The following is a 23,351-nucleotide window of genomic DNA, read 5'->3' on the forward strand; positions in this document are numbered from 1 at the left end:
ATCCTAACCGTTACTTTTTTTTATGATGCTGTTGGGATTTGGCCTTATGGGACAATCCAATACTGAAGCCGTTTTGGAGTGGCAGGAAACGGCACAACTGAAATGGTCAGATTTTAAAGGTCAACCCAAGAATCTTGGAGATGTAGTGGCATTGACAGCCTCTGGAATTTCATTCGAGTTTTCCATACAAGATAAAAATGGTAAAGCTGTAGGTTTCAATTCTACTGCTAAAGCACATTTTTATCCAAAACGCTCTTGGGTACATCAAAAAAAAGCCTCAACACATGTTTTAAAACATGAGCAGTTGCATTTTGATATTACGGAGTTGCATCTGCGTAAGTTTAGGAAAGCCATCAGTAATTTAAAGCTGTCACATCAGATAAAAAAAGAATTGAATACCACCTATCAAAATATCAATAAAGACATGGCTGTGATGCAAAAAGTATATGATCAGGAAACAAACCATTCTAAAGATACAGTGGCACAAGTGTTTTGGCAAAATAAGATAGACAGGGCGCTAAAAGATTATGGTAATTACAAAACGACCCCATAAGCTGTGCTGCAACCAGATAAAAACTTTCTCATCAAATTAGCTCATATGAAAATGCCATTTGGTAAGTATGAGGGCAGATTCTTGATTGATTTACCCGAATACTACGTTGTTTGGTATCATAATAAAGGGTTTCCAAAAGGGCAATTGGGGCTCATGCTTGAAACTGTATACGAGCTAAAACTAAATGGTTTAGAGGACATAATCAGAAACATTAAAATGAGGTATCCGAAGTAATTTTTTAACTTTAGAACTTCAAATTTGTTTCCCATGGCTGAAGAGCACATCGAAAAAAAATTCAAATTTAAGCATCTGCCTTCGTTATTTACAAAAACATTTAAGGCATGGAATGATGATGACCCGTGGCGTTTAAGTGCCGTAGTGGCCTATTATGCGGTTTTGTCCTTGCCAGGATTGATTGTTATTTTAATCAATGTGGTTGGAAGTATTTGGGGTCCGGAGATTGTTCAGGGACACTTGACCAATGAAATTTCTTCAGTATTGGGACAGGACGCGGCAAATACGATTAAGGTCATGATCACCGAAACAATGGATACCGAAAAAAATATTATTTCAACACTAATAGGTATTGCCAGTATTGTTTTTGGTGCCACAGGAGTGTTTTACCAATTGCAGATTTCCCTCAATAAAATTTGGAAAATAGACGATTCAGGTAAATTCAATTTTAAAAAGTTGCTGACAGATCGTGCTCGAAGTTTTGCGTTTATCTTGGTCATTGGATTTTTGCTGTTGATTAGTTTTATTGTTACAGCAATACTTGGAGTACTTAATAGCTATATCAGAGAACTGTTTCCAAATATTGTATTGTATGTTGCTTATTTGTTGGATTTGGTACTTTCATTAGGTGTGGTGAGTACGCTTTTTGCCCTGATGTTCAAATATATGCCAGACACAAATATCAGTTGGAAAACGGTATGGGTTGGTGCACTGATAACCGCCATTCTGTTTACCCTTGGGAAATATTTATTGGGCCTTTATTTCGGAACTGCTAATCCAGGATCAACTTATGGCGCCGCAGGAAGTATTGTTTTAGTCTTGCTTTGGGTATCTTATTCTTGTCTAATTTTCTTTTTTGGAGCCGAATTTACCCGAGTGTTTTCTCAAAGATATGGTCATGATTCCCACACTATTTCTGAAAGTGAGACTGATCTAAAAGAAGAAAGAAACCCATCGGAATAATCAATAATGTTCAAATTTTAAAACTTATCTTTGTTTAAATTATCATAAGATGCATAAAGCCGGTTTTGTAAATATTATAGGAAATCCTAATGTTGGTAAATCGACATTGATGAATGCCTTTGTGGGCGAGAAATTATCGATTATCACCTCTAAGGCGCAAACAACCAGACACCGTATTCTCGGTATTGTTAATGGTGAAGATTTTCAGATGATTCTTTCTGACACTCCAGGAATTATCAAACCCGCTTATGAACTTCAGGAATCAATGATGGCTTTCGTCAAATCTGCTTTTGATGATGCTGACGTATTGATATATATGGTTGAAATTGGAGAGCAGGAACTAAAAGATGATGCGTTCTTTCAGAAAATTACGAATTCAAAAATTCCGGTGTTGTTGTTACTGAATAAGATTGATAAATCTGACCAGCAACAATTGGAAGAGCAAGTTCAATTGTGGACCGAAAAAGTGCCCAATGCAGAGATTTACCCTCTTTCAGCATTACAAGGCTTCAATGTCAAGGAAATATTTACCAGAATTATTGAACTGTTACCAGAATCACCTGCATTCTATCCGAAAGATCAACTTACAGATAGGCCTGAACGGTTTTTTGTAAACGAAACTATTCGCGAAAAAATCTTGATACACTACAAAAAAGAAATTCCGTATGCCGTTGAAATCGATACCGAAGAATTTTTTGAAGAAGAAACTATCATTAGAATGCGATCTGTAATTATGGTCGAGCGTGAAACTCAAAAAGGCATTATCATTGGCCATAAGGGAACGGCCTTAAAAAGAGTAGGGGTAGAAGCCCGTAAAGATTTAGAGTTGTTTTTTGGCAAACAAGTCCATTTGGAGCTTTATGTGAAAGTGAATAAAAATTGGAGAAGTGACCAAAGACAATTGAAACGTTTTGGATATAATCAGAAGTAGGTTTTAGTCTTCAGTCGGCAGTCTTCAGTCTTCAGTCGGCAGTTTTTAGGTTGTAGAACTCTTTAAATAAAGAATATCTATGTGTGTTTTTCAGTCAACGCTGCGTGTCTCTGAACTTCTCTGTGTACCTCTGCGATAATTTTTTAGTGTCAACTTCTCGTTTCAACTCAAATTATCCCATTGGTCTTTAAGGTTGTATCCATAAAATTATACAATTCGTGCATTTCGGATTTTCCTTTAGTTCTTCCAAAGCGTCCTGCAAAATACAATACAAACCAAGCAATAATCATCACGATCACCATTCCTAACTGAATGCCATATGGGTTTTTAAGGGTCCAATTGGTATAGGTCCAAATACCAAATGCTATAAAAAGTCCAGCCACCAAAAAATGTAGAAACATAAACATGGTCCACACCGTTGGGTTAGGTCCAAATAAGCCGTGAAGCATAGAGGTTTCACTATCGATTTCATTAATTTCCAAATGCAGTTGTGGCGACCAGAAATGCTGTTCCTGTTTTGGTAAGCGGATAAAGACATGGTCGTCCACCCTTACAATTTTATAAGTTTGACACGTTTTTTTAGAAGCTTCAAAGACTTTTAAAATGGTCTCATGGTCTTGTTTCAATTCCTTTTTAAATCGAGGTCTTAAAACAATTTCGTTCGTAATTGACATAGTTATAAATTAATGCGCTGAAAAATACTCTTTTTTTTTAGAAAGGAAACACTACCTTTGCAAACAATTTAAGAACCATGAGTAATATAGTAGCCATTGTAGGACGTCCAAATGTAGGAAAGTCAACCTTATTCAATCGTTTAATTCAACGCAGGGAAGCAATTGTTGATGCAGTAAGCGGTGTGACCAGAGATAGACATTACGGAAAATCTGAATGGAATGGCCGTGAGTTCTCTGTTATTGATACTGGAGGCTATATTATTGGGAGTGATGATGTTTTTGAGGCTGAAATTGATAAACAGGTAGAACTTGCCATTGATGAAGCTGATGTCATTATTTTTTTGGTTGATGTGGAAAGTGGTGTTACTGGGATGGACGAAGATGTTGCTGAATTACTCAGAAAGGTAAACAAGCCTGTGTTCTTGGCAGTAAACAAAGTTGATAATAATAAGCGCGCAGAAGATGCAGTAGAGTTTTATTCATTGGGTCTAGGCGAATATTTTACCATTGCCAGTATCAGTGGTAGCGGTACCGGAGATTTGTTGGATGAGGTTGTTAAAGCGTTGCCAGAACATGTTGAGGAAGTACAAAGCGACTTACCAAGATTTGCCGTTGTAGGACGTCCTAATGCTGGAAAATCGTCTTTTATAAATGCGCTGATCGGCAAAGACCGTTATATCGTGACTGATATTGCGGGTACAACCAGAGATTCTATCGACACAAAATACAACCAATTCGGATTCGAATTTAATTTGGTCGATACTGCAGGTATCCGTCGTAAGTCAAAGGTCAAGGAAGATTTGGAGTTCTATTCGGTCATGCGAAGTGTCAGAGCCATTGAACATTGTGATGTTTGTCTCGTAATACATGACGCCACGCGTGGGTTTGACGGGCAAGTACAAAATATATTCTGGTTGGCTGAACGCAATCGAAAAGGAATTGTCGTTCTGGTTAATAAATGGGATTTGGTTGACAAAGACACCAATTCAGCTAGAGACTATGAAAAGCAAATCCGTAAAGAAATGGAACCTTTTACAGATGTTCCTATTGTCTTCATTTCAGTACTCAATAAACAACGTATTTTTAAGGCCATTGAAACCGCCGTTGAGGTGTATAACAATCGGAGCAAGAAAATAAAAACGAGCAAGCTCAACGAGGTCATGTTGCCTATCATCGAGAATAATCCACCGCCTGCTTTAAAAGGTAAGTTTGTTAAGATTAAGTATATTATGCAGTTGCCAACGCCGCAGCCCCAATTTGCTTTCTTCTGTAATTTACCACAATATGTTAAAGATTCTTACAAGCGTTTCTTAGAGAACAAGTTGCGTGAAGAGTTTGATTTTCATGGTGTCCCGATCAGCATATACATGAGAAAAAAATAAGATTATGACTATTTTATTAGTTTTTTTAAGAAAATTCATACAGCTTCATAGTTATATTCGTTTTTTTAGAGCTATTAAATCATCATCAATCAAATTCATGAAAAAATTTCTATGCGTTCTCGCATTGTTGTCGTGCACTTATGCGACATTTTCCCAAGGTAAATCATTCAAGATTACAGGTACTTTAATCTCAGAGGAGGATCAATCTTTTTTAGAATCTGCCACGGTCTATTTGGAAACCCTTAAGGATTCTACGTTGGTCACTTATACGATTTCTGACAAAAACGGTACTTTCGTTTTAGACAATACAACCTATGAAGACTCCTTAAATCTGATTATTTCCTATATCGGTTTTGAAACCCATTCCCAAATTATAAAAATAGGAAAAGCTCCAATCAATCTAAAAAATATTGCTCTCAAAACGGCAAATGTATTGGACGAAGTGATCATCAGGTCACGTGCTCCGATAACCATAAAGAAAGATACGCTAGAATTTAATGTGGCGTCATTCAAAACAAAGAAAGACGCTAATGTTGAAGATCTATTAAAGGAACTGCCTGGCGTAGAGGTTGACGAAGATGGAAAAATAAAGGTCAATGGTAAGGAGGTCAATAAAATTCTGGTCAATGGGAAACCGTTTTTTGGTGACGATCCAACAATTACGACACGAAACCTGACCAAAGAACTTATTGAAAAAATACAGATTACCGATACCAAGAGCAAAGCAGAAGCGTTTAGTGGAGAAAAAGGTGATTCAGAGAATAAAACGATCAATTTAACCATAAAGGAAGAAAATAACAAAGGCGTCTTTGGGCGTGTTGCAGCAGGTGCCGGAACGGATGATCGTTATGAGTTTGCGGGTATGGCCAATATTTTTGATAATGAACAACGCATTAGTGTGTTGGCTGGAGGCAATAATATCAATTCTTCAGGCTTTAGTTTTGGAGAAATTAGAAAAATGTTTGGAGGCGCAAACAACGTGAGTTTCAATAGCAGTGGATCTTTTGTGATTGACGGCCGTTCTTTTGGTGGTGGTGAGGGCATCACAAGATCTAATAACGCGGGCGTTAACTATGCTGATGAAATTGGATCTAATGGTGATATTTCTGCTGATTATTTTTTCTCCGGAAGTCATTCAGATAATGCCACAGCCACAGAAAGGGAAAATTTTCTGCCAGAGTCACGCTATTTTACAAATTCAACCTCAAATTCAACGAATGATACTGATAGCCACAGCGCAAATCTGGCATTTGACGTAGAAATTGATTCCACATTTTTAGTGAATATCAAACCCTCATTTCGATACTCCAAATCAGCAACTACGTTTGAGCGTCAAGAGGCTTCAAGAGATGAAAGCAACACCTTGACCAATCAATCCGAAACGGCATCCTTTGTAGAAAACACAGGCAAGAACTTTAATAATTCTGTTGATCTTACCAAGCGTTTCGGAGCAGGAGGTGCATTCATAAAATTGGCTATTGATGCCAGTGTAAATGCTAATGAGAGTGATGATTTTCTGAATTCAGAAACTAATATCTTTGGAACAGATCCTATTGATATCATTAGGGATCAATTTACAGAAGGTGACCAAAACACTAACAGATTAACGTCTCGAATTACCTATCGCTTTCCATTGGAAGCAAAAAAATGGTTCCTTGATTTCCAATATATTTTTGAAACAGAAAAGCGTAGAGATATTAAAAGCACCTTTGACTTTAATGAAAGTTCTCAAACATATACTGATTTCAACGACTTACTGAGTACTAACTTTATTAATAAAAATGAACGTCAAAGCCCTAGTGTTAAACTGGTGTTCAACTCTGATAAAATGTCGTTCAGATTGGGGTCTGGTTATGCCAGCAGAACTATTGAGAACAGTGATAGATTGAGACCAGAACTGAGTTTGAAGCAAAACTTTAATTTTCTGGAACTGGATGCTAATTTTAATTATCAATTCAGTCCAAAGTCTTCTTTTTATTTCGATTATGATTATGAGAATGAGGCCCCTAGAATAGCCCAACTACAACCTTTTCAGGATGTTTCTGATCCGTTGAACACCATCACTGGAAATCCGAATTTGCGACCGTCAAAAGAGCATGGTGCTTATTTTGGCTACAACAGTTTTGACTTTCAGAAAGGAACAGGGTATTATGTGTATGCCAATGCTAATTTGACTCAAGATAAAGTGGTTTCAAAAACAGCGGTAGATGAAAATTTTGTAAGAAACACAACCTATACCAATGTTGATGGAAATTATTGGGCATACGTAGGATCAAATATGAGTAAGGACTTTAAATTAGATTCGCTGCAAACTCTAAAAGTCCGTTTGGGTTTGTCTGCCAACGTTAACAAACAGATCAATTTTAATAATGAGATCGAATATGCTGCGGTAAGCACCCGACTGAATCCTAGCTTACGACTGACGTATACGTGGAAAAAACTTTTTGAGATTCGGCCAAATTACCGATTGTCATTTACAAGAACACGTTATGATTTGGCAGATTTCGATGATCGGAACTTTTTAAGTCATAATCTGGGCATCCAAACATCAACCTTTGTACCTAAAAAATTAGAATGGCGTAATGATATCACGTTTAGTTATAATCCTAATGTGGCCGACGGATTTCAAAAAAGTGCTTGGTTTTGGAACTCAACCTTAGCCTATTCTGTTTTAAAAGATACTGGCACGGTGACTTTAAAAGTGTATGACTTACTCAATCAAAATACAAATGCGCAGCGTACTACCACAGACAACTATATTCAGGATTCTCAGAGCACGGTCTTAGAACAGTATTTTATGCTGAGTTTTAGCTGGAAATTCAATAGTCTTGGATCGAAAGGTGAAAGTCGAGGATCAGGTGAGATGATTTTTTTTGATTGAGAATGCTTGAAGAATAAAAGGAAAAAGTTGGAACTGGAGAGTAACTAATTTCTTGTCACGAAATTATTAGTGGTGGTAAAAATGCGATCATTTAGCACTCTACATTCACTTTCATTTATCCTATGTACAGCCCAATAATTTCCTGCGCAATCCAGGAATGTTATTAGATGTTTTGAAATTGAAATTGAACTCGACGTTGAAGTTGAACTCGGAACTTTAAAATTTTATCCGGCAGATTTACGCAATTTTTTTTTATAAGTCGGCTAACCATCCGTAGCTTTTGCAGAACGAGCACTTGCACTTGATGACGTTGAATTTTAAATCTAGTTTAAAATCTGATTGTTGAACTTGAAAGTCAAGCTATTTATCATCCTGACTTAAACTAGAAACATGGACCTTTAAACCCGAAACAATAAAGTTTACCACCCTCCAGAAGCGCCACCGCCTCCAAAGCCACCGCCACCAAATCCGCCACCAAATCCACCGCCGCCTCCAAAGCCGCCTCCTGAAGATCGACCGCCGCCGCCGCCAAAACCACCACGTCCAAGACTGCTTAAAATAATAGCGTCCCAAATACTAAAGTCATTGCCGTTCCTGTTTCCAGGGCCGCCGCCTCCCTTACCTTTTTTAGAAATCGAGATCATGATGATGATAAAAATCATAATCAGCATAAATATAAATCCGACAGGAAATCCTTGCGTGGTGCCTTCTTCTTGGCGTGTGCCTTGGTACTCGCCGGTCATCACTTCAAAAATAGCGTCAGCACCTCGGTTTAGGCCACCATAATAATCATCTTGTTTAAAATAGGGGATGATATCGCGTTCAATAATCCGCTTGGACATCGCGTCTGTTAATAAGTGTTCCACACCATATCCGGTGTTGATGGCAATCTTCCGATCGTCTTTGGCCAACAATACTAAAATACCATTGTCTTCTTTAGCTTGTCCAATACCCCATTTTTCGCCCCATTGCGCCCCTAAATAATTAATGTTTTCACCTTGTGTTGAACTGATGATGGCCACAACAATTTGTGTTGAAGTAGTATCTGAATATTTGATTAATTTTTGCTCTAAACTAGTTTTCTGACTGTCAGAAAGCAATGGCGTATATTGGTAAACACTTGTTTGCTCAGTAGTTTTTGTAGGTTTTTCAGGGATTTTAAATTGCGAAAAACCAATCTGAATACTGCATAAAATTAACAGTGCACTTAAAAGATAGCATTGATAGACGCTCCTTCTTTTATGGTAAATAGAGGTACTGCTAATTATTGACTGCATAATGCTCACTTGCTTTTTATCCTATTGAAATATCATTTGAAATCTCATTCTTATCACCGGCATCCCACGGGAAATGGGTTTCTAATTGCTGGCCTGCCTTTAAAATGCCGTCCACCAGACCTTGTTTAAAATGTCCTCTTTTAAAATGCCCTTGCATTACGTTTTTGGTACTTTCCCAAAAATCATCATCTACTACATTGTTAATGCCTTCATCACCAAATATAACAAAGGTTTTATCTTCAATGGCAACATAGATTAATACGCCATTCTGAAGTTTTGTATTATCCATTTTCAATAAACGGAACACTTCCAAGGCACGTTCATAAGTGTCAATTTTAGAGGTTTTTTCAAGATGGATGCGTATTTCTCCCGAGGTTTTGTTTTCGGCAGTCCTAATGGCGGCAATAACTTGTTGCTCCTCTTCGGCGGTTAGAAAATCTTCTATTTTAGACATATTCCTATTTTTTTAAAATTTAACTCCTCAGATAGCTGTTAGGGTCGATCTATTTGAAATCGAAATCGACATCTGGAGCGTTCTCAGCACCTGCATCAGCTTGGTAATAACTCATGTCATCAAAATTAAAAAGGCCTGCCAATACGGTGTTTGGAAATGTTTTGATGTGTTTGTTATAAGGTTCTACCGCTTCGTTAAAACGATCTCTCGCCACATTGATCCTGTTCTCTGTACCTTCCAATTGCGACTGTAGTTCAAGGAAATTTTGATTTGCCTTTAATTCAGGATAACGCTCTACAGAAACCAATAATTTTGATAGAGCACCCGTTAAACCATTTTGAGCCTGTTGAAACTGTGCCATATTTTCTGCCGTAAGATTGCTGGCATCAATAGTGGTGGAGGTTGCTTTTGCTCTTGCTTCAATGACTTCGGTGAGGGTCGTACGCTCAAAATCTGCCGCACCTTGTACTGTGTTTACAAGATTTCCAATCAGATCATTACGGCGCTGGTAACTACTCTCAACATCACCCCAGCTTCGGGAAGCAGTTTCACTAAGTTCTACCGCGGTATTGTTAAAGTTTTTTCCCCAAGAGTATAGCGCTATAGCTATTAAGGCAATAATAATTACTGGAATAAGCCATTTTTTCATGATGTGTTGGTTTTTTAGAGTTGTGATTTAATTTTAACGAGTTGTGATTTTATGTCTTCTAATTTACTGATGATGTCAAAATTGGTGAGGGCTTGTTGTCGTTCTTCCTTTAAATGCGTCTTAGCACCTTCAAGAGTAAAGCCTCGTTCTTTTACTAAATGATAGATGAACTTAAGGTGCTTGATATCGTCTGGCGTAAATTTCCGATTGCCTTTAGCATTTTTTTTAGGTTTGAGAATATCAAATTCTTTCTCCCAAAACCTGATCAAAGACGTATTCACCTTAAACGCCTTAGCCACTTCGCCAATGCCATAATATCTTTTTTCTGGTAGATCGATGTGCATATTAATCCAGGGATTGATTTTCTAAGGATGCACGTTCCAATAATTTGCTGTATTCTTCAGCTGATAAGTTACCATAATAGAAGTTGATAGGGTTGATGCGATCATCATCCTTCCATACTTCATAGTGCAAATGTGGTGCTTCAGAGCGCCCCGTGCTTCCTACGAAACCGATCAAATCGCCACGTTTAACTTTTTGATTGACACGTACATTATATTTGTAGAGATGGGCATATAAGGATTCATAACCGTAGCCGTGGTCTATCCTAATATGATTGCCATAGCCTGTTGCCGTATTATCGGCTCTAGTTACGGTACCGTCTCCTGAGGCGTAAATTGGAGAACCCCTTGGGGCTGTGAAATCCATTCCATAATGGAATTTTCTAACTTTGGTAAAGGGGTCCGTTCTGTAACCATATCCTGAGGCCATCCGGGTCATATCTTCATTGCTTACGGGTTGTATTGCAGGAATAGAAGCTAAGAATTTTTCTTTATCTGCTGCCAAAACAGCAATTTCATCTAGAGATTTGGACTGCACAACAATCTGCTTTTGCAAAATGTCCATACGCTTATTGGTTGCAATAATAATTTTGGAATTGTCAAAACCTTCCAGTCCCTTATAACGATTGATTCCACCAAAACCTGCCTTGCGCTGTTCTTCAGGGATAGGATTGGCTTCAAAATAGAGACGGTAAATTGCGTTATCACGCTCTTCAACATTGGACAAAACATTTTGGGCCTGATCCATTTTTTTATTCAACAATTTGTATTGTAGCTCCATATGTTGGAGTTCTCTTACCAAAGCACGCTCTTTAGGAGATTTAACAAATTGGCTTGCCAAAAACACAAAAAGAAATGCAAAAAGCGCTGAAGCCAAAATAAAAATGAAGGCATACTTAACGGTATTTCTCTTTTTTCGCTCTATTTTCTTATAAGAGAGGGTGTCTGAATCGTAATAAAATTTTACCTTACTCATTTCCTAATTTATACTATTTTTGCACAGTTAAAAAGACACTAAAACCGCCTTTAATCATTAACCAAACGGCCAAACCTACAAAATATTTCAATCGTAAATTTAGTAAAACTAAACGATAATCGATTACTGTAGGCGAGCGATGTGTAAACTTTAAAATAAATTTGTGAAAAAATGCGCCCTATGGCTAATTTGAGCACAATAAGACATCAATATAAACATGAAATCTCAAGACATACGTTCCCAATTTCTAACTTTTTTTAAGAATAAACAGCATGATATTGTGCCATCTGCACCGATGGTTTTAAAGGATGATCCTACCTTAATGTTTGTGAATTCTGGAATGGCACCTTTCAAAGAGTATTTTTTGGGCAATGCACAACCTAAAAACAACAGAATTACCGATAGTCAAAAATGTTTGCGGGTCTCTGGGAAGCATAATGATTTGGAAGAGGTGGGGTATGATACCTATCACCATACCTTATTTGAGATGTTGGGCAACTGGAGTTTTGGTGATTATTTTAAGAATGAAGCGATTGCCTGGGCATGGGAATTACTGACTGAAGTGTATGGTATAGATAAAAATATCCTTTACGTTACCGTTTTTGAAGGCAGCAAAGAAGACAAGTTGCCAATGGATCAGGAGGCTTATGATTTGTGGAAATCGTTTATTTCCGAAGATCGCATTTTGATGGGCAATAAAAAGGACAATTTTTGGGAAATGGGTGATCAAGGTCCGTGTGGGCCGTGTAGTGAAATCCATGTTGACATTCGTTCAGCAGAAGAGAAAGCAAAAGTGGATGGAAAAACCTTGGTCAATATGGACCATCCACAGGTGGTTGAAATATGGAACCTTGTCTTTATGCAATACAATAGGAAGGCCAATGGCTCTCTAGAAGTCTTGCCGCAAAAACATATTGATACAGGGATGGGTTTTGAGCGTTTGTGCATGGTGTTGCAGGGTGTCCAGTCCAATTATGATACCGATGTGTTTACGCCGATTATCCGTGAGATTGAAACTATAGCCAACAAACCTTATGGAGAGAATGAAGACGTAGATGTTGCCATTCGCGTCATTTCTGATCACGTGCGTGCCGTGGCGTTTTCTATTGCCGATGGTCAGTTGCCAAGTAACACAGGCGCTGGTTATGTGATCCGACGCATTTTAAGAAGAGCCATCCGCTATAGTTTTACGTTTTTAGATCAAAAAGAACCGTTTATCTATAGATTGGTAGATGTGTTGAGCAAAAAAATGGGCGAGGCTTTTCCTGAGCTGAAATCACAAAAACAGTTGATTGAAAATGTGATTAAGGAAGAGGAACAATCATTTTTAAGAACTTTGGATCAGGGACTGGTGCTTCTGAACAGAATTGTGGAAGAGTCAAATTCTGATACCATTTCTGGTCAAAAGGCCTTTGAACTTTATGATACGTTCGGGTTTCCGATTGACTTGACAGCCTTGATTCTGCGAGAAAAAGGATTACAATTGGATGAAGCAGGATTTCAATCTGAAATGAAAAAACAGAAAGACCGCTCTCGTGCAGCCAGTGAAATGTCTACAGAAGATTGGATTATCTTAAAAGAAGATACTGTACAGGAATTTGTAGGTTATGACCTTCTTGAGACCAACGTTAAGATTACCCGATATAGAAAAGTGATTTCTAAAAAGGATGGTGAGATGTACCAATTAGTCTTCAATCTCACACCTTTTTATGCAGAAGGTGGCGGACAAGTAGGCGATAAGGGCTATTTGGAAGATAGTCATGGGGATGTTGTTTATATTTTGGACACAAAAAAAGAGAATAATGTCATCATCCATTTTACAAAGAATTTACCAAAAGATCTCAACGGAACTTTTAAGGCGTCAGTAGATGAGAAACAGCGCAGAAGAACAGAGTCTAACCATACCGCAACCCATTTGCTGCATCAGGCATTGCGTGAAGTGTTGGGCGTACATGTAGAGCAAAAAGGAAGTGCAGTGCACTCCAAATATTTGCGTTTTGATTTTTCGCACTTTTCAAAAATGACCGCAGAGGAATTAAGTGATGTTGAAAATTTTGTCAATGCACGTATTGATGGCAAACTGCAACTTCAAGAACAGCGCAGCATCCCAATGCAGATGGCCATTGATGAAGGCGCTATCGCGCTATTCGGTGAAAAATATGGCGATACGGTACGTACGGTCCGTTATGGAAAATCTATGGAACTGTGTGGTGGTACACATGTCAAAAACACTGCAGATATCTGGTATTTTAAGATTATTTCAGAAGGCGCGGTGGCTTCAGGTATTCGTCGTATTGAGGCCATTACCAATGATGCGGTCAAAGCGTATTACCAAGATCATGACCGTGCATTCTTTGAAATCAAGGGTCTTTTGAACAATGCCCAAGAGCCGGTAAAGGCGATTCAAAATTTACAAACCGAGAATGCTGACTTAAAGAAGCACATTGAAAGTTTATTAAAAGAGAAGGCCAAAAACTTAAAGGGTGACCTTAAGGATGAGTTAACAGAAATTAACGGGGTTCAGTTTTTAGCAAAAAAAATAGATTTGGATGCTTCCGGAATCAAGGATTTGTCTTTTGAATTAGGCCAACAATATGACAATTTGTTCTTGTTATTTGCGGCTGAAACTGATGGTAAAGCATTGTTGAGCTGTTATGTTTCAAAAGAGTTGGTAGCAAGCAAAGGCTTGAACGCAAGTTCAATTGTTCGCGAATTGGGTAAATTTATCCAAGGCGGTGGCGGCGGTCAACCATTTTTTGCCACTGCGGGTGGTAAAAACCCAGACGGGATTGGTCAGGCTTTAGAGGCAGCTCGGGGGTATTTGAATTCGTGATTTTATCTCTCGCAGAGACACGGAGGCGCAAAGGGGATAAATTTAAATTTCAAAAATAAAGTACCAAATTCCAAAAGGATTGGGGCCCCGTTAATAAAATCCGGAATTACAAGAATAGTTAATAAGCTTTAAAGATTTTAAACTCAGCGTCTCTGCGACTCTGCGAGCCAAACAAACGAATACTTAATAATTAAAATAAACCAATAAGCTCTGCGACTCTGCGAGCCAAACAAAAAGAAAACTTATGACCGAAAATGAGATTTCTGGTATTATTGTAGATGCTTGTTATCACATTCATGTGTCATTGGGTCCTTGGTTATTGGAATCGGTTTATGAGGAAATTCTTTGTTATGAGTTGAGAGCAAAGGGATTGTTTGTTGAAAGACAAAAACCACTGCCAGTTCTGTGGAAAGATATTAAACTCGATCTAGGTTACAGAACAGATTTAATAGTTGAGAAAAAAGTTATTGTCGAAATAAAATCCGTTGAAGAAATTCATCCCGTTCATCCAAAACAAGTACTGACCTATTTGAGACTCACTGGCTTGAAATTGGGATTGTTGATCAATTTTAATAGCCCATTAATAAAATCCGGAATTACAAGAATAGTTAATAAGCTTTAAAGATTTTAAACTCAGCGTCTCTGCGACTCTGCGAGCCAAATAAACGAAAACTCATGAAATAAAATGAAATGTGATGTACTATTACAAATTAGATTATTGTTAACTTTAATACTTCTAACCGGTAGTAGCATTGCAAGAATTGGGAAATAATTTATTAACACCAATAAGCTTTACGCCTTTGCGACTCTGCGAGCCAAACAAAAAGAAAACTTATGACCGAAAATGAGATTTCTGGTATTATTGTAGATGCTTGTTATCACATTCATGTGTCTTTGGGTCCTGGATTATTGGAATCTGTTTATGAGGAAATTCTTTGTTATGAGTTGAGAGCAAAGGGATTGTTTGTTGAAAGACAAAAACCACTGCCAGTTCTGTGGAAAGATATTAAACTCGATCTAGGTTACAGATCAGATTTAATAGTTGAGAAAAAAGTTATTGTCGAAATAAAATCCGTTGAAGAAATTCATCCCGTTCATCCAAAACAAGTACTGACCTATTTGAGACTCACTGGCTTGAAATTGGGATTGTTGATCAATTTTAATAGCCCATTAATAAAATCCGGAATTACAAGAATAGTTAATAAGCTTTAAAGATTTTAAACTCAGCGTCTCTGCGACTCTGCGAGCCAAACAAATGAAACTACAAACCCAAATCCCACTTCATAAAAGAACAGAAAACCTGATCGATTATCGGTCTAAGATATTTTTATTGGGGTCATGTTTTGTAGAAAACATAGGTCAGAAGCTAGCCTACTTTAAATTTCAAAGTCATCAAAATCCGTTTGGCATCTTGTTTCATCCCAAGGCCATTGAAACGCTTGTTTTCAGAGCTATTGATGACAAAAAATATGTTGCAAATGACATCTTCTTTCATAATGAACAATGGCATTGTTATGATGCCCATTCTCAAATGAGCAACAGTTCTAAAGAGATGATGCTTGCCAATTTGAACATGCAACTGGATCTTACAAAGCAGCAGCTTAAAGAGGCCAGTCATGTGGTACTTACTTTGGGCACTGCTTGGGTATACAAACATCATACATCTAATTTTGCTGTGGCCAATTGCCACAAGGTATCCCAACAGAATTTCAAAAAAGAATTACTGTCCGTCAAAGAAATTACAGAGTCACTTCAAACGTTGATGCATAAAATTAAAGGTGTAAATGCTGCTGCTACAGTTATTTTTACGGTGTCGCCAATACGTCATATCAAAGATGGTTTTGTCGAGAACACACAAAGTAAAGCGCATTTAATTGCAGCCATTCATGCCTTGTTGGCAAATAAATCAGAAAGTGGAAATTTCTATTTTTCATCGTATGAACTTATGATGGATGAACTTCGGGACTATCGTTTTTATGCTGAAGACATGCTGCACCCAAATGCTACCGCCATAAATTATATTTGGGAGAAATTTCAGAAGGTTTGGATGTCTGAGGATGCTTTAGAAACTATGGTGGAAGTGGACAGTATTCAGAAGGGAATGTCGCATCAAGCGTTTAATCCAAATTCTGAAGCTCATTCCAAATTTTTAGCACAGTTGCAGCGTAGAAAGGAAACCCTTCATGCAAAGTTTAAACATATGACCTTTTAATTACAGGAAACTCTAATCTAGCGGCCATTGTATTCCTGACATCCTAAAGGTTTAAATTTTTTTTCTCCTGCAAAGACTCTAATAATTAAGGAGAAGAAACAATAGGCGCTCAGTGATGTTTGCTTCTTCAAAGGGCAAGGCCCTCAAAAAAATGCCTCCCTATAGTTAACAACAATGGCTACTTAAAAAACACAATTGGTATTATTGAAATGATATCAAGGTATAGACTTGATAATGGTGAAAAGGACAGGAAAAAGATGAAAAATGGAATTCCGTGAGAATATATTAAACCCGAGAATAGATTGCTGGTGCATTTAATAATAGCGCCTAGATAAGTATAAATAAATCTATGGCTAAGTGATTGATGGCGTGCATGTTGCGAAAAGGAATAGATGTAATACTCTTACAATACGCTTAATCTTTTTTAATTGCCCTTGGTCGAAAAAAACACAGACAAACAGACATTTAGCTCTATATTAGTTATGCTATTAATCAATTGTTAAAAAGGCGTCAGTTATCTCCAAAGCTTCAAAGCTTGGTTTGTTTCTGATGCTTTTTTATTGGTTTGATCCTCCATTGTTTCAATAGTGTGCCAAAAACAATTCTCTTAAGTCTTGTCAAATGACATCTGCGTGTTTGGATTATATATTCGCGTTTTTTTGAATTATGGAATCACGTGCGGCAATGTTCACGTATTATTTAAAGAAGTTTTTTTGAACCTTGAACCCTTACACTATCCGGCACCAAAACAGTATAGTCGCCATTATTCCTGATCACATCCCGCACAATGGAAGAGGAGATATAAGACGTTCTTGCGGCGGTCAGTAAAAAAACAGTTTCAATTCGGGAAAGTTTTCTGTTGGTATGCGCGATTGCTTTTTCAAATTCAAAGTCGGCAGGATTGCGCAACCCTCTCAAAATAAATTCCGCATCAATCTCCTTACAAAAATCGATAGTCAGTCCTTTATACGTCATGACCTTTACTTTGGGCTCATCCTTAAATTCCATTTCTATAAATTTGAGGCGCTCTTCTAAAGAAAACATATAGTTTTTATCGGCATTGATGCCAATGGCAATGACCACTTCATCAAATAAATGGATGCCTCTTTTGATGATGTCATAATGACCTAAGGTAATGGGATCAAAAGATCCTGGAAAGAGTGCGCGTTTCATAGTAATTCCTGAGAAATAAGTCCCGAAACTTCGGGACTGGTTTATGAGTGTAAATTCAAATATACAATTCTTTTTTTACAAGATTTTTCGAGCATATGAGTGATTAGAACTTTATTTTTTCAGACATTCCTCAATCGCATTCCCAAACAAATCTGATAAACTAATACCAGCAGCTGCTGCCTGCTGCGGTAAGATGCTGGCTTTGGTCATCCCAGGTACGGTATTGACTTCCAACAAATGTGGTTCACCATCCTTAAAAATATATTCACTGCGGCTAAAGCCTTTCATTTTTAAAACTTCATAGACTTTTTTGGCAATTGTTCTTACTTTCTCTTCTTGTTCCGTTGACAATCTTGCCGGGGTAATTTCATGGGATTGGCCTAAATATTTGGCCTGATAATCAAAAAAATCATTATTGCTCACAATCTCCGTTATAGGGAGCACGGTCACTTCGCCTTTATAAGTAATAACCCCCACGGATACTTCAATACCATCCAAAAAAGACTCAATAATCACTTCGTCATCTTCCTTAAATGCCACCTCAAGCGCCTTGACAAACTCTTCTTTTTTATAGACTTTACTGATTCCAAAACTGCTTCCTGCTTTGTTCGCTTTCACAAAACAAGGCAGACCAACTTTCGCAATAATGGCATCTTCATCAATGGCATCACCAAAATTCACATAATAAGATTCAGCGGTTTTAATACCATAAGGTTTTAGGGTGCTTAAACAATCACGCTTGTTAAAGGTCAAAGCCGCTTGGTACATATTACAACTCGTCTGTGGAATATTTAGCAACTCCAAATAACCTTGCATAAAGCCATCCTCTCCAGGAGTGCCGTGAATGGCATTAAAAACACAATCAAAAGTAGTTTTGGTGTTTTTAATGGTTACGGAAAAATCATTCATGTCGATGGCATGTTCCTGATTGTCGGTATCCACGTACACCCATTTGTTCTTAAAAACATGAATGCGGTGCGCATTATATTTGGCTGGGTCAAGAGTTTCATAAACCACTTGTCCGCTGTTGAGGGAAATCTCGAACTCACTCGAATAACCTCCCATGATGATGGCAATGTTTTTTTTTCATATCTATTTCCAAAAATTTGGGAATCTCACCGTTACTATTTTATTACTCCCGAAACGTCGGGAAGCGAATACTTTTCTATAAAAAACTGGAAACCCTTTCACCCGCTTCTATAGTCATCCATTGAAGTCACAATAAATGCGCTTTTTTGCTGTTTATCATTGGTGAATTCGTGGCATTCTATCCAAAACAAAAATATCACATTAAAAGCAAAAGAAAAAACGGTTGTGTTTTTATATATTTGCCACTTATAACTAACGTTCATGAGTCTTAGAAAATTTTTAACGAGTAAAGTGTTTTTGAAACAAATTGTCCTTGCTGTTGTTGCCATTATAGTGTTGAGTTTTTTAGCGTTAAAGTGGTTAGACTATCGCACCAACCATGGGAGTTTTGTAACGGTTCCTGATTTAGCAGGAAAAACCATAGAAACCGCTAAAATTGAATTAAAGGACAATGATTTGACCATGGAAATCCAAGATTCTGCGAATTACAATCCTAGCTATCCAAAATTTTCTGTTATTGAGCAATACCCAACAGCGGGCAGTCAGGTTAAAGAAGACCGAAAAATATATTTGATTCTAAATCCGTCAGGTTTCCGCAAAGTGGAACTGCCTATTGTAGTGGGTCGAACCTTTCGTCAAGCCAAGCCAACACTGGAAGCAATTGGTTTTGAGGTGGGTAAAATCTCCTATATAGATGATATTGGTAAAGATGAAGTACAATCCATTTCATTTGAGGGCAAAGCGGTCAAAGCGGGCGATTTACTCCCAATGACCTCCAAAATTGATTTGGTTTTAGGAAATGGTAATAGAGGTATAAACGACTTATGATAGAAGACACCAACCAAAATTTAGAAGAGCAAAACGATGATGAGTTGTATGAGCATTATGCTTTTACAGCTGAAAAAGGCCAGACGCCACTGAGAATTGATAAATACTTGATGAATTTTATTGAAAACGCCACGCGTAATAAAATTCAGGCAGCAGCCAAAAATGGCAGTATCTATGTCAATGACCTTCCTGTCAAATCTAATTATAAAGTCAAACCATTTGATAAGATTCGCGTGCTTTTTGAGCATCCTCCTTATGAATATTTGCTGACACCAGAGGACATTCCACTCAATATTGTGTATGAGGATGATGATTTGCTGGTGGTCAATAAAGAAGCAGGCATGGTTGTGCATCCCGGTCACGGGAATTATTCGGGCACACTCATCAATGCCCTAATCTATCATTTTGAAAATTTGCCCAACAATTCCAGTAACAGACCTGGTTTAGTGCATCGTATTGATAAAGATACCAGCGGATTGTTGGTTATTGCCAAAACTGAAGCGGCCATGGCAAACCTTTCCAAACAATTCTTTAATAAAACCAGTGAGCGCGAATATATTGCGATAGTTTGGGGCAATGTAGATGAAGAGGAAGGCACAATTGAAGGCAATATTGGCAGACATCCAAAAAACAGATTGCAGAATACTGTTTATTTTGGTGATGATGAAGACAAGGGCAAACCTGCCGTTACCCATTATAAAGTGCTGGAGCGCTTGGGTTATGTAACCTTGGTGTCCTGTAAATTAGAAACTGGACGAACGCACCAAATTCGTGTGCACATGAAATATATTGGACATACTCTTTTTAACGATGCCCGCTACGGTGGGGAGAAAATCCTAAAGGGGACTACATTTTCCAAATACAAACAGTTTGTTGACAATTGCTTCAAAATTTTGCCACGTCAGGCCTTGCACGCTAAAACCTTGGGTTTTGACCATCCTACAACCGGCAAGTTTATGAGTTTTGATTCTGAGGTGCCTCAAGATATTCAGGCGTGTATTGAAAAGTGGCGCCATTATTCCAAGCATCAAGAGATGGATCTCGAATAATCCAGCTATTTTTTTCTAAGATTTTCTTGGCATAATCGGGTTCAAGACTATTTTTATTTGGGCGTTACCCTCTTTCAATAAATTTCCAGAGGGTCAGGCTTTCACTACTCGCTCCCTTCCACCGCGCCTGCCCGCCAAGGCAGGGAGCTCAAACATGCCGTTCAATCCTTAACGCATCGGCTCGCGTAATTGGAATTTGTTTCGTAATTTTGAATATCAAAAATGTTATGAATCCTTTAATAAGATACCCGCTTTGGTGGGCATTACTATGAAACTCGTATTATCCCCAGCAAAATCCTTAGATTTTGAAACCACATTACCCACAGAAAAAAGCACACAGCCGGAATTTTTAAAACACTCAGAGCAGTTGAACAAGTTGCTCAAAAAGAAATCTGTCAAAGCCCTATCAGAGCTTATGAGTATTTCTAAAGATTTAAGCCAACTCAATTATGAGCGCAATCAGGAGTGGGAAATACCATTTACTAAAGAGAATGCACGCCCTGCAATTTACGCGTTCAATGGCGATGTGTATAGAGGTTTGGATGCTTACACCATTCCCAAAAATAAAATAGAGAAGGTTAAGGATACTGTGCGGATTCTTTCAGGATTGTATGGCGTTTTGAAGCCTTTGGATCTCATTCAGCCTTACCGTTTGGAAATGGGTACGAAATTGAGTGTCGGCAAACATAAAAATTTGTATGAGTTTTGGAAAAAGGATATTACAAACGCTTTGAATAACGAATTAAAGGACGGTGAAATATTCCTGAATTTGGCGAGTGTTGAATATTTTAAGGCTGTAGACACTAAAACTTTGAAAGTACCTGTAATAGATGTTGATTTCAAGGAATTGAAAAATGGGGATTATAAAACTATTGGGATATATGCAAAACTGGCACGCGGCCTTATGACCCGCTATATCATTGACAACAATTCAGAAACTCTTGATGATGTTAAAGGTTTCGATTTAGAAAACTACAGATTTCATGAAAAGCTTTCTGCAGACAACAAATTGGTGTTTACGAGATGAAGGAACGGATGGTCACATTGGATAAATTCTCTGTGTAGAACCCAATGGAAACTAGGTCTTATAGCAACCTTAAGGTTTAGATTTTTTGTCGACACTTATTTTTTCAAGCGTTGTTGGTCTTTTTTTAATTCTAGGGCGTCTTACCCCATAACTCCCGCGTTGTATTTTTCCGCGTCTCGATTTTTTGTCACCTTTTCCCATGTGTTGTAAATTTACTAGTCGTTAAAATGAAGTACTTTTGAAGGTACTCAATTTTAGTACTCCAAACCACTATATATAGAAATTAATTTTAATTTAACAAATGTACTATTACTTTATTATCGCTTTTCAAGCCTTTTGTATCTATCACCTATTCAAAAATAGGAATTCATATTATTGGATTTTTGCAATTGTTTTTTTGCCGCTCGTAGGCTGTATTATTTATTTGGCGACCCAAGTATTCACTAAGCGCGATACCGAAAAAATTCAGGAGAATATAACCACAATCATTGATCCTTCCAAGAAAGTGAGAATGTTGGAACAGAAACTGGAATTTTCGGAAACCTATCAAAACAGGATCAATCTTGCTGATGCCTACCTCGCATCTCATAGCTATTCCAAGGCAATTGTGCACTACACTAAAGCTTTGGAAGACAAGACCCAAAACGGGTTTTATGCCAAATCACAATTAATTAAAGCCTATTATTACAACAAAGACTATGATGCGGTCATTGCGCACAGTGAAAGTGTGGAAAGTTACAAGGAATATGGAAAGTCAGATATTCCATTTCTTTACGGAATGTCTTTAGCAGAAAAGGGCCGAACTGAAGAAGCGGAGACCCAATTAAAAATAATTGACAGACCTTACTGTAATTATAATGAACGTTTATCGTTTGCAAAATTTTTAGTAAGTCTAGACAAAACCAATGATGCCAAAGCGCTGCTGGAGGAGCTTTATGGAGAGATGCAAAACATGACCAAAATGAATCTTCGTGTTTATAAAGCCACCATTCTTGAAGTAGAGAAATTGAAAAACAGCCTCTAAATGTTTGTTCACAAACATCCATATCCACCTTTCATCAATGAAGATACTACCAAACTGATTGTGGGCACCCTACCACCGCCACGGTTTTCAGTAGGGGAGTTGTTGGAAAAGGATGTCGATTTTTGTTACGGCAGTTATTTTAATTCGCTCTGGTTGTTTATTGATAAGATCCATGATCTTAATTTGAGGTTCGATAACTCACAAGAAGCGGTGACCCAGCGGAAAGATTTTCTAATGTCACAAAAAATTGGTGTTTGTGATATTGTTGAAAGTGCAGAGCGCGAAAAGATTGATGCGTCAGATCTGGGGATGAAAAACATTCAATTACGAAACCTGCTTGGGTATCTTCAAATCTATCCTAACATTGACACCTTGCTTTTTACAGGAGGCAACAGCAAAAACGGACCGGAATATTTTTTTAGAAAGCATTTGAAGTCCCACGGCTTACAATTAAAAGTCGTTTCCGACCAAGTGCCACGCATTCATGAATTTGAGATTCTTGGAGCATTGGAAATACCCAACACACTGCCTACAGTCGAAGGATCAAACCTTTCAGCTCTATCAGAATCAGGAGGTCTTGCAAACAGAATCATCAAAACCGTTTCACTTACCTCAGGCTCGGGTGCCGCCAATATTTCCATCAGCAGGATGCCTTTATACCAACAGCTCAAAGCTAAATCCCGGAGTCTTGGCACGGATTTCAATACCTTCGATTTTAGAGTGCTGCAATACCGAGAGTTTTTTTGAGTCAATACCTCATTCAAATGTGTTAATTTAGTACGTCATATTTTGTAAATTCAA

Annotated in this window: 24 protein-coding genes; 15 read left to right on the plus strand and 9 right to left on the minus strand. The window is 37.8% G+C overall.

All coding sequences use genetic code 11. From position 1 onward, the window contains the following. The first annotated feature begins 22 nt into the window (after positions 1-22). Genes A9996_RS00005 through era form a run of 4 tightly spaced genes read left to right on the plus strand, consistent with a single transcriptional unit; the run spans position 23 to position 2,681 of the window. Complete coding sequence (locus A9996_RS00005) at positions 23-553, plus strand: DUF922 domain-containing protein (protein WP_083993798.1); 531 nt, start codon at positions 23-25, stop codon at positions 551-553. A 3-nt stretch (positions 554-556) separates the two neighbouring features. Continuing rightward, positions 557-787: a DUF3820 family protein gene (locus A9996_RS00010; protein WP_394337381.1), complete on the plus strand. Its 231-nt coding sequence runs from the start codon at positions 557-559 to the stop codon at positions 785-787. Between the two features lie 33 nt (positions 788-820). Next, on the plus strand, positions 821-1,750 hold the full coding sequence (locus A9996_RS00015) for a YihY/virulence factor BrkB family protein (RefSeq protein ID WP_066429435.1): 930 nt from the start codon (positions 821-823) through the stop codon (positions 1,748-1,750). A 49-nt stretch (positions 1,751-1,799) separates the two neighbouring features. Continuing rightward, positions 1,800-2,681 carry a GTPase Era gene (era, locus tag A9996_RS00020; protein ID WP_066429439.1) on the plus strand — a complete coding sequence of 294 codons (882 nt, stop codon included), beginning with the start codon at positions 1,800-1,802 and terminating at the stop codon, positions 2,679-2,681. A 167-nt stretch (positions 2,682-2,848) separates the two neighbouring features. Here era and A9996_RS00025 read toward each other — a convergent pair whose 3' ends face one another. Continuing rightward, positions 2,849-3,355 (minus strand): GTP-binding protein, encoded by a 507-nt coding sequence (locus tag A9996_RS00025; RefSeq protein ID WP_066429441.1) that lies wholly within the window; start codon positions 3,353-3,355, stop codon positions 2,849-2,851. 77 nt (positions 3,356-3,432) lie between these two features. Here A9996_RS00025 and der point away from each other — a divergent pair, with 77 nt between their 5' ends. Continuing rightward, on the plus strand, positions 3,433-4,737 hold the full coding sequence (der, locus tag A9996_RS00030; protein ID WP_066429442.1) for a ribosome biogenesis GTPase Der: 1,305 nt from the start codon (positions 3,433-3,435) through the stop codon (positions 4,735-4,737). A 97-nt stretch (positions 4,738-4,834) separates the two neighbouring features. Further along, the gene (locus A9996_RS00035; RefSeq protein ID WP_066429445.1) at positions 4,835-7,618 is read left to right on the plus strand and encodes an outer membrane beta-barrel protein; all 2,784 of its coding nucleotides are present in this window, start codon (positions 4,835-4,837) and stop codon (positions 7,616-7,618) included. A gap of 419 nt (positions 7,619-8,037) precedes the next feature. On the opposite strand, the gene A9996_RS00040 is transcribed toward A9996_RS00035, so the two are convergent. The 5 genes from A9996_RS00040 to A9996_RS00060 are packed head-to-tail and all read right to left on the minus strand — an operon-like array spanning position 8,038 to position 11,315. After that, entirely contained in the window at positions 8,038-8,895 is an 858-nt protein-coding gene (locus A9996_RS00040; protein WP_066429447.1) for a TPM domain-containing protein, read from the minus strand. 16 nt (positions 8,896-8,911) lie between these two features. Further along, complete coding sequence (locus tag A9996_RS00045) at positions 8,912-9,349, minus strand: TPM domain-containing protein (protein ID WP_066429449.1); 438 nt, start codon at positions 9,347-9,349, stop codon at positions 8,912-8,914. A 49-nt stretch (positions 9,350-9,398) separates the two neighbouring features. After that, complete coding sequence (locus A9996_RS00050) at positions 9,399-9,998, minus strand: LemA family protein (protein ID WP_066429451.1); 600 nt, start codon at positions 9,996-9,998, stop codon at positions 9,399-9,401. A gap of 14 nt (positions 9,999-10,012) precedes the next feature. Next, positions 10,013-10,342 (minus strand): MerR family transcriptional regulator, encoded by a 330-nt coding sequence (locus A9996_RS00055; RefSeq protein ID WP_066429452.1) that lies wholly within the window; start codon positions 10,340-10,342, stop codon positions 10,013-10,015. Between the two features lies 1 nt (position 10,343). Then, positions 10,344-11,315, minus strand: coding sequence for a M23 family metallopeptidase (locus tag A9996_RS00060; RefSeq protein ID WP_066429453.1), 972 nt, complete (start codon positions 11,313-11,315; stop codon positions 10,344-10,346). A 217-nt stretch (positions 11,316-11,532) separates the two neighbouring features. On the opposite strand from A9996_RS00060, the gene alaS reads away from it, so the two are divergent. The 4 genes from alaS (at position 11,533) to A9996_RS00080 (ending at position 16,360) form a co-directional block, all read left to right on the plus strand. Next, the gene (gene alaS, locus A9996_RS00065; protein WP_066429455.1) at positions 11,533-14,148 is read left to right on the plus strand and encodes an alanine--tRNA ligase; all 2,616 of its coding nucleotides are present in this window, start codon (positions 11,533-11,535) and stop codon (positions 14,146-14,148) included. A 244-nt stretch (positions 14,149-14,392) separates the two neighbouring features. After that, entirely contained in the window at positions 14,393-14,770 is a 378-nt protein-coding gene (locus A9996_RS00070) for a GxxExxY protein (RefSeq protein ID WP_066429457.1), read from the plus strand. A 212-nt stretch (positions 14,771-14,982) separates the two neighbouring features. Then, positions 14,983-15,360, plus strand: coding sequence for a GxxExxY protein (locus A9996_RS00075; RefSeq protein ID WP_066429460.1), 378 nt, complete (start codon positions 14,983-14,985; stop codon positions 15,358-15,360). A gap of 43 nt (positions 15,361-15,403) precedes the next feature. Then, entirely contained in the window at positions 15,404-16,360 is a 957-nt protein-coding gene (locus A9996_RS00080; protein ID WP_066429463.1) for a GSCFA domain-containing protein, read from the plus strand. 699 nt (positions 16,361-17,059) lie between these two features. Here the strand turns inward: A9996_RS00080 and coaD are convergent. Continuing rightward, entirely contained in the window at positions 17,060-17,533 is a 474-nt protein-coding gene (gene coaD / locus A9996_RS00085) for a pantetheine-phosphate adenylyltransferase (RefSeq protein ID WP_066429470.1), read from the minus strand. Positions 17,534-17,644: 111 nt separating this feature from the next. Continuing rightward, positions 17,645-18,610, minus strand: coding sequence for a D-alanine--D-alanine ligase (locus A9996_RS00090; RefSeq protein ID WP_282955916.1), 966 nt, complete (start codon positions 18,608-18,610; stop codon positions 17,645-17,647). 273 nt (positions 18,611-18,883) lie between these two features. Here A9996_RS00090 and A9996_RS00095 point away from each other — a divergent pair, with 273 nt between their 5' ends. From A9996_RS00095 to yaaA, 3 genes are all read left to right on the plus strand, one after another. Further along, positions 18,884-19,450 carry a PASTA domain-containing protein gene (locus A9996_RS00095; protein ID WP_066429475.1) on the plus strand — a complete coding sequence of 189 codons (567 nt, stop codon included), beginning with the start codon at positions 18,884-18,886 and terminating at the stop codon, positions 19,448-19,450. Further along, positions 19,447-20,499, plus strand: coding sequence for an RluA family pseudouridine synthase (locus A9996_RS00100; RefSeq protein ID WP_066429478.1), 1,053 nt, complete (start codon positions 19,447-19,449; stop codon positions 20,497-20,499). The genes A9996_RS00095 and A9996_RS00100 overlap by 4 nt, the downstream gene beginning before the upstream one ends. Positions 20,500-20,767: 268 nt before the next feature. After that, positions 20,768-21,526, plus strand: coding sequence for a peroxide stress protein YaaA (gene yaaA / locus A9996_RS00105; protein ID WP_066429483.1), 759 nt, complete (start codon positions 20,768-20,770; stop codon positions 21,524-21,526). Positions 21,527-21,595: 69 nt separating this feature from the next. Here the strand turns inward: yaaA and A9996_RS00110 are convergent, their stop codons facing one another. Beyond that, positions 21,596-21,727 (minus strand): 30S ribosomal protein THX, encoded by a 132-nt coding sequence (locus tag A9996_RS00110; RefSeq protein WP_066429486.1) that lies wholly within the window; start codon positions 21,725-21,727, stop codon positions 21,596-21,598. Positions 21,728-21,827: 100 nt separating this feature from the next. On the opposite strand from A9996_RS00110, the gene A9996_RS00115 reads away from it, so the two are divergent. Both A9996_RS00115 and A9996_RS00120 read left to right on the plus strand, forming a co-directional pair. Next, entirely contained in the window at positions 21,828-22,550 is a 723-nt protein-coding gene (locus A9996_RS00115; protein ID WP_066429489.1) for a hypothetical protein, read from the plus strand. Next, positions 22,551-23,297 (plus strand): uracil-DNA glycosylase family protein, encoded by a 747-nt coding sequence (locus A9996_RS00120; protein ID WP_066429492.1) that lies wholly within the window; start codon positions 22,551-22,553, stop codon positions 23,295-23,297. Positions 23,298-23,351 lie beyond the last annotated feature (54 nt).

This window comes from Gelidibacter algens (assembly GCF_001678675.1).
Lineage (GTDB): Bacteria > Bacteroidota > Bacteroidia > Flavobacteriales > Flavobacteriaceae > Gelidibacter > Gelidibacter algens.

What these genes read in the sequence shown, in the direction of transcription:
- A9996_RS00005 (WP_083993798.1), top strand. Translation starts at nt 23, where the DNA reads ATGATGCTGTTGGGATTTGGCCTTATGGGACAATCCAATACTGAAGCC.
- A9996_RS00100 (WP_066429478.1), top strand. Translation starts at nt 19,447, where the DNA reads ATGATAGAAGACACCAACCAAAATTTAGAAGAGCAAAACGATGATGAG.
- A9996_RS00095 (WP_066429475.1), top strand. Translation starts at nt 18,884, where the DNA reads ATGAGTCTTAGAAAATTTTTAACGAGTAAAGTGTTTTTGAAACAAATT.
- A9996_RS00075 (WP_066429460.1), top strand. Translation starts at nt 14,983, where the DNA reads ATGACCGAAAATGAGATTTCTGGTATTATTGTAGATGCTTGTTATCAC.
- era (WP_066429439.1), top strand. Translation starts at nt 1,800, where the DNA reads ATGCATAAAGCCGGTTTTGTAAATATTATAGGAAATCCTAATGTTGGT.
- A9996_RS00070 (WP_066429457.1), top strand. Translation starts at nt 14,393, where the DNA reads ATGACCGAAAATGAGATTTCTGGTATTATTGTAGATGCTTGTTATCAC.
- yaaA (WP_066429483.1), top strand. Translation starts at nt 20,768, where the DNA reads ATGAAACTCGTATTATCCCCAGCAAAATCCTTAGATTTTGAAACCACA.
- A9996_RS00110 (WP_066429486.1), bottom strand. Translation starts at nt 21,727, where the DNA reads ATGGGAAAAGGTGACAAAAAATCGAGACGCGGAAAAATACAACGCGGG.
- A9996_RS00060 (WP_066429453.1), bottom strand. Translation starts at nt 11,315, where the DNA reads ATGAGTAAGGTAAAATTTTATTACGATTCAGACACCCTCTCTTATAAG.
- der (WP_066429442.1), top strand. Translation starts at nt 3,433, where the DNA reads ATGAGTAATATAGTAGCCATTGTAGGACGTCCAAATGTAGGAAAGTCA.
- A9996_RS00120 (WP_066429492.1), top strand. Translation starts at nt 22,551, where the DNA reads ATGTTTGTTCACAAACATCCATATCCACCTTTCATCAATGAAGATACT.
- A9996_RS00115 (WP_066429489.1), top strand. Translation starts at nt 21,828, where the DNA reads ATGTACTATTACTTTATTATCGCTTTTCAAGCCTTTTGTATCTATCAC.
- coaD (WP_066429470.1), bottom strand. Translation starts at nt 17,533, where the DNA reads ATGAAACGCGCACTCTTTCCAGGATCTTTTGATCCCATTACCTTAGGT.
- alaS (WP_066429455.1), top strand. Translation starts at nt 11,533, where the DNA reads ATGAAATCTCAAGACATACGTTCCCAATTTCTAACTTTTTTTAAGAAT.
- A9996_RS00040 (WP_066429447.1), bottom strand. Translation starts at nt 8,895, where the DNA reads ATGCAGTCAATAATTAGCAGTACCTCTATTTACCATAAAAGAAGGAGC.
- A9996_RS00055 (WP_066429452.1), bottom strand. Translation starts at nt 10,342, where the DNA reads ATGCACATCGATCTACCAGAAAAAAGATATTATGGCATTGGCGAAGTG.
- A9996_RS00045 (WP_066429449.1), bottom strand. Translation starts at nt 9,349, where the DNA reads ATGTCTAAAATAGAAGATTTTCTAACCGCCGAAGAGGAGCAACAAGTT.
- A9996_RS00035 (WP_066429445.1), top strand. Translation starts at nt 4,835, where the DNA reads ATGAAAAAATTTCTATGCGTTCTCGCATTGTTGTCGTGCACTTATGCG.
- A9996_RS00080 (WP_066429463.1), top strand. Translation starts at nt 15,404, where the DNA reads ATGAAACTACAAACCCAAATCCCACTTCATAAAAGAACAGAAAACCTG.
- A9996_RS00015 (WP_066429435.1), top strand. Translation starts at nt 821, where the DNA reads ATGGCTGAAGAGCACATCGAAAAAAAATTCAAATTTAAGCATCTGCCT.
- A9996_RS00050 (WP_066429451.1), bottom strand. Translation starts at nt 9,998, where the DNA reads ATGAAAAAATGGCTTATTCCAGTAATTATTATTGCCTTAATAGCTATA.
- A9996_RS00025 (WP_066429441.1), bottom strand. Translation starts at nt 3,355, where the DNA reads ATGTCAATTACGAACGAAATTGTTTTAAGACCTCGATTTAAAAAGGAA.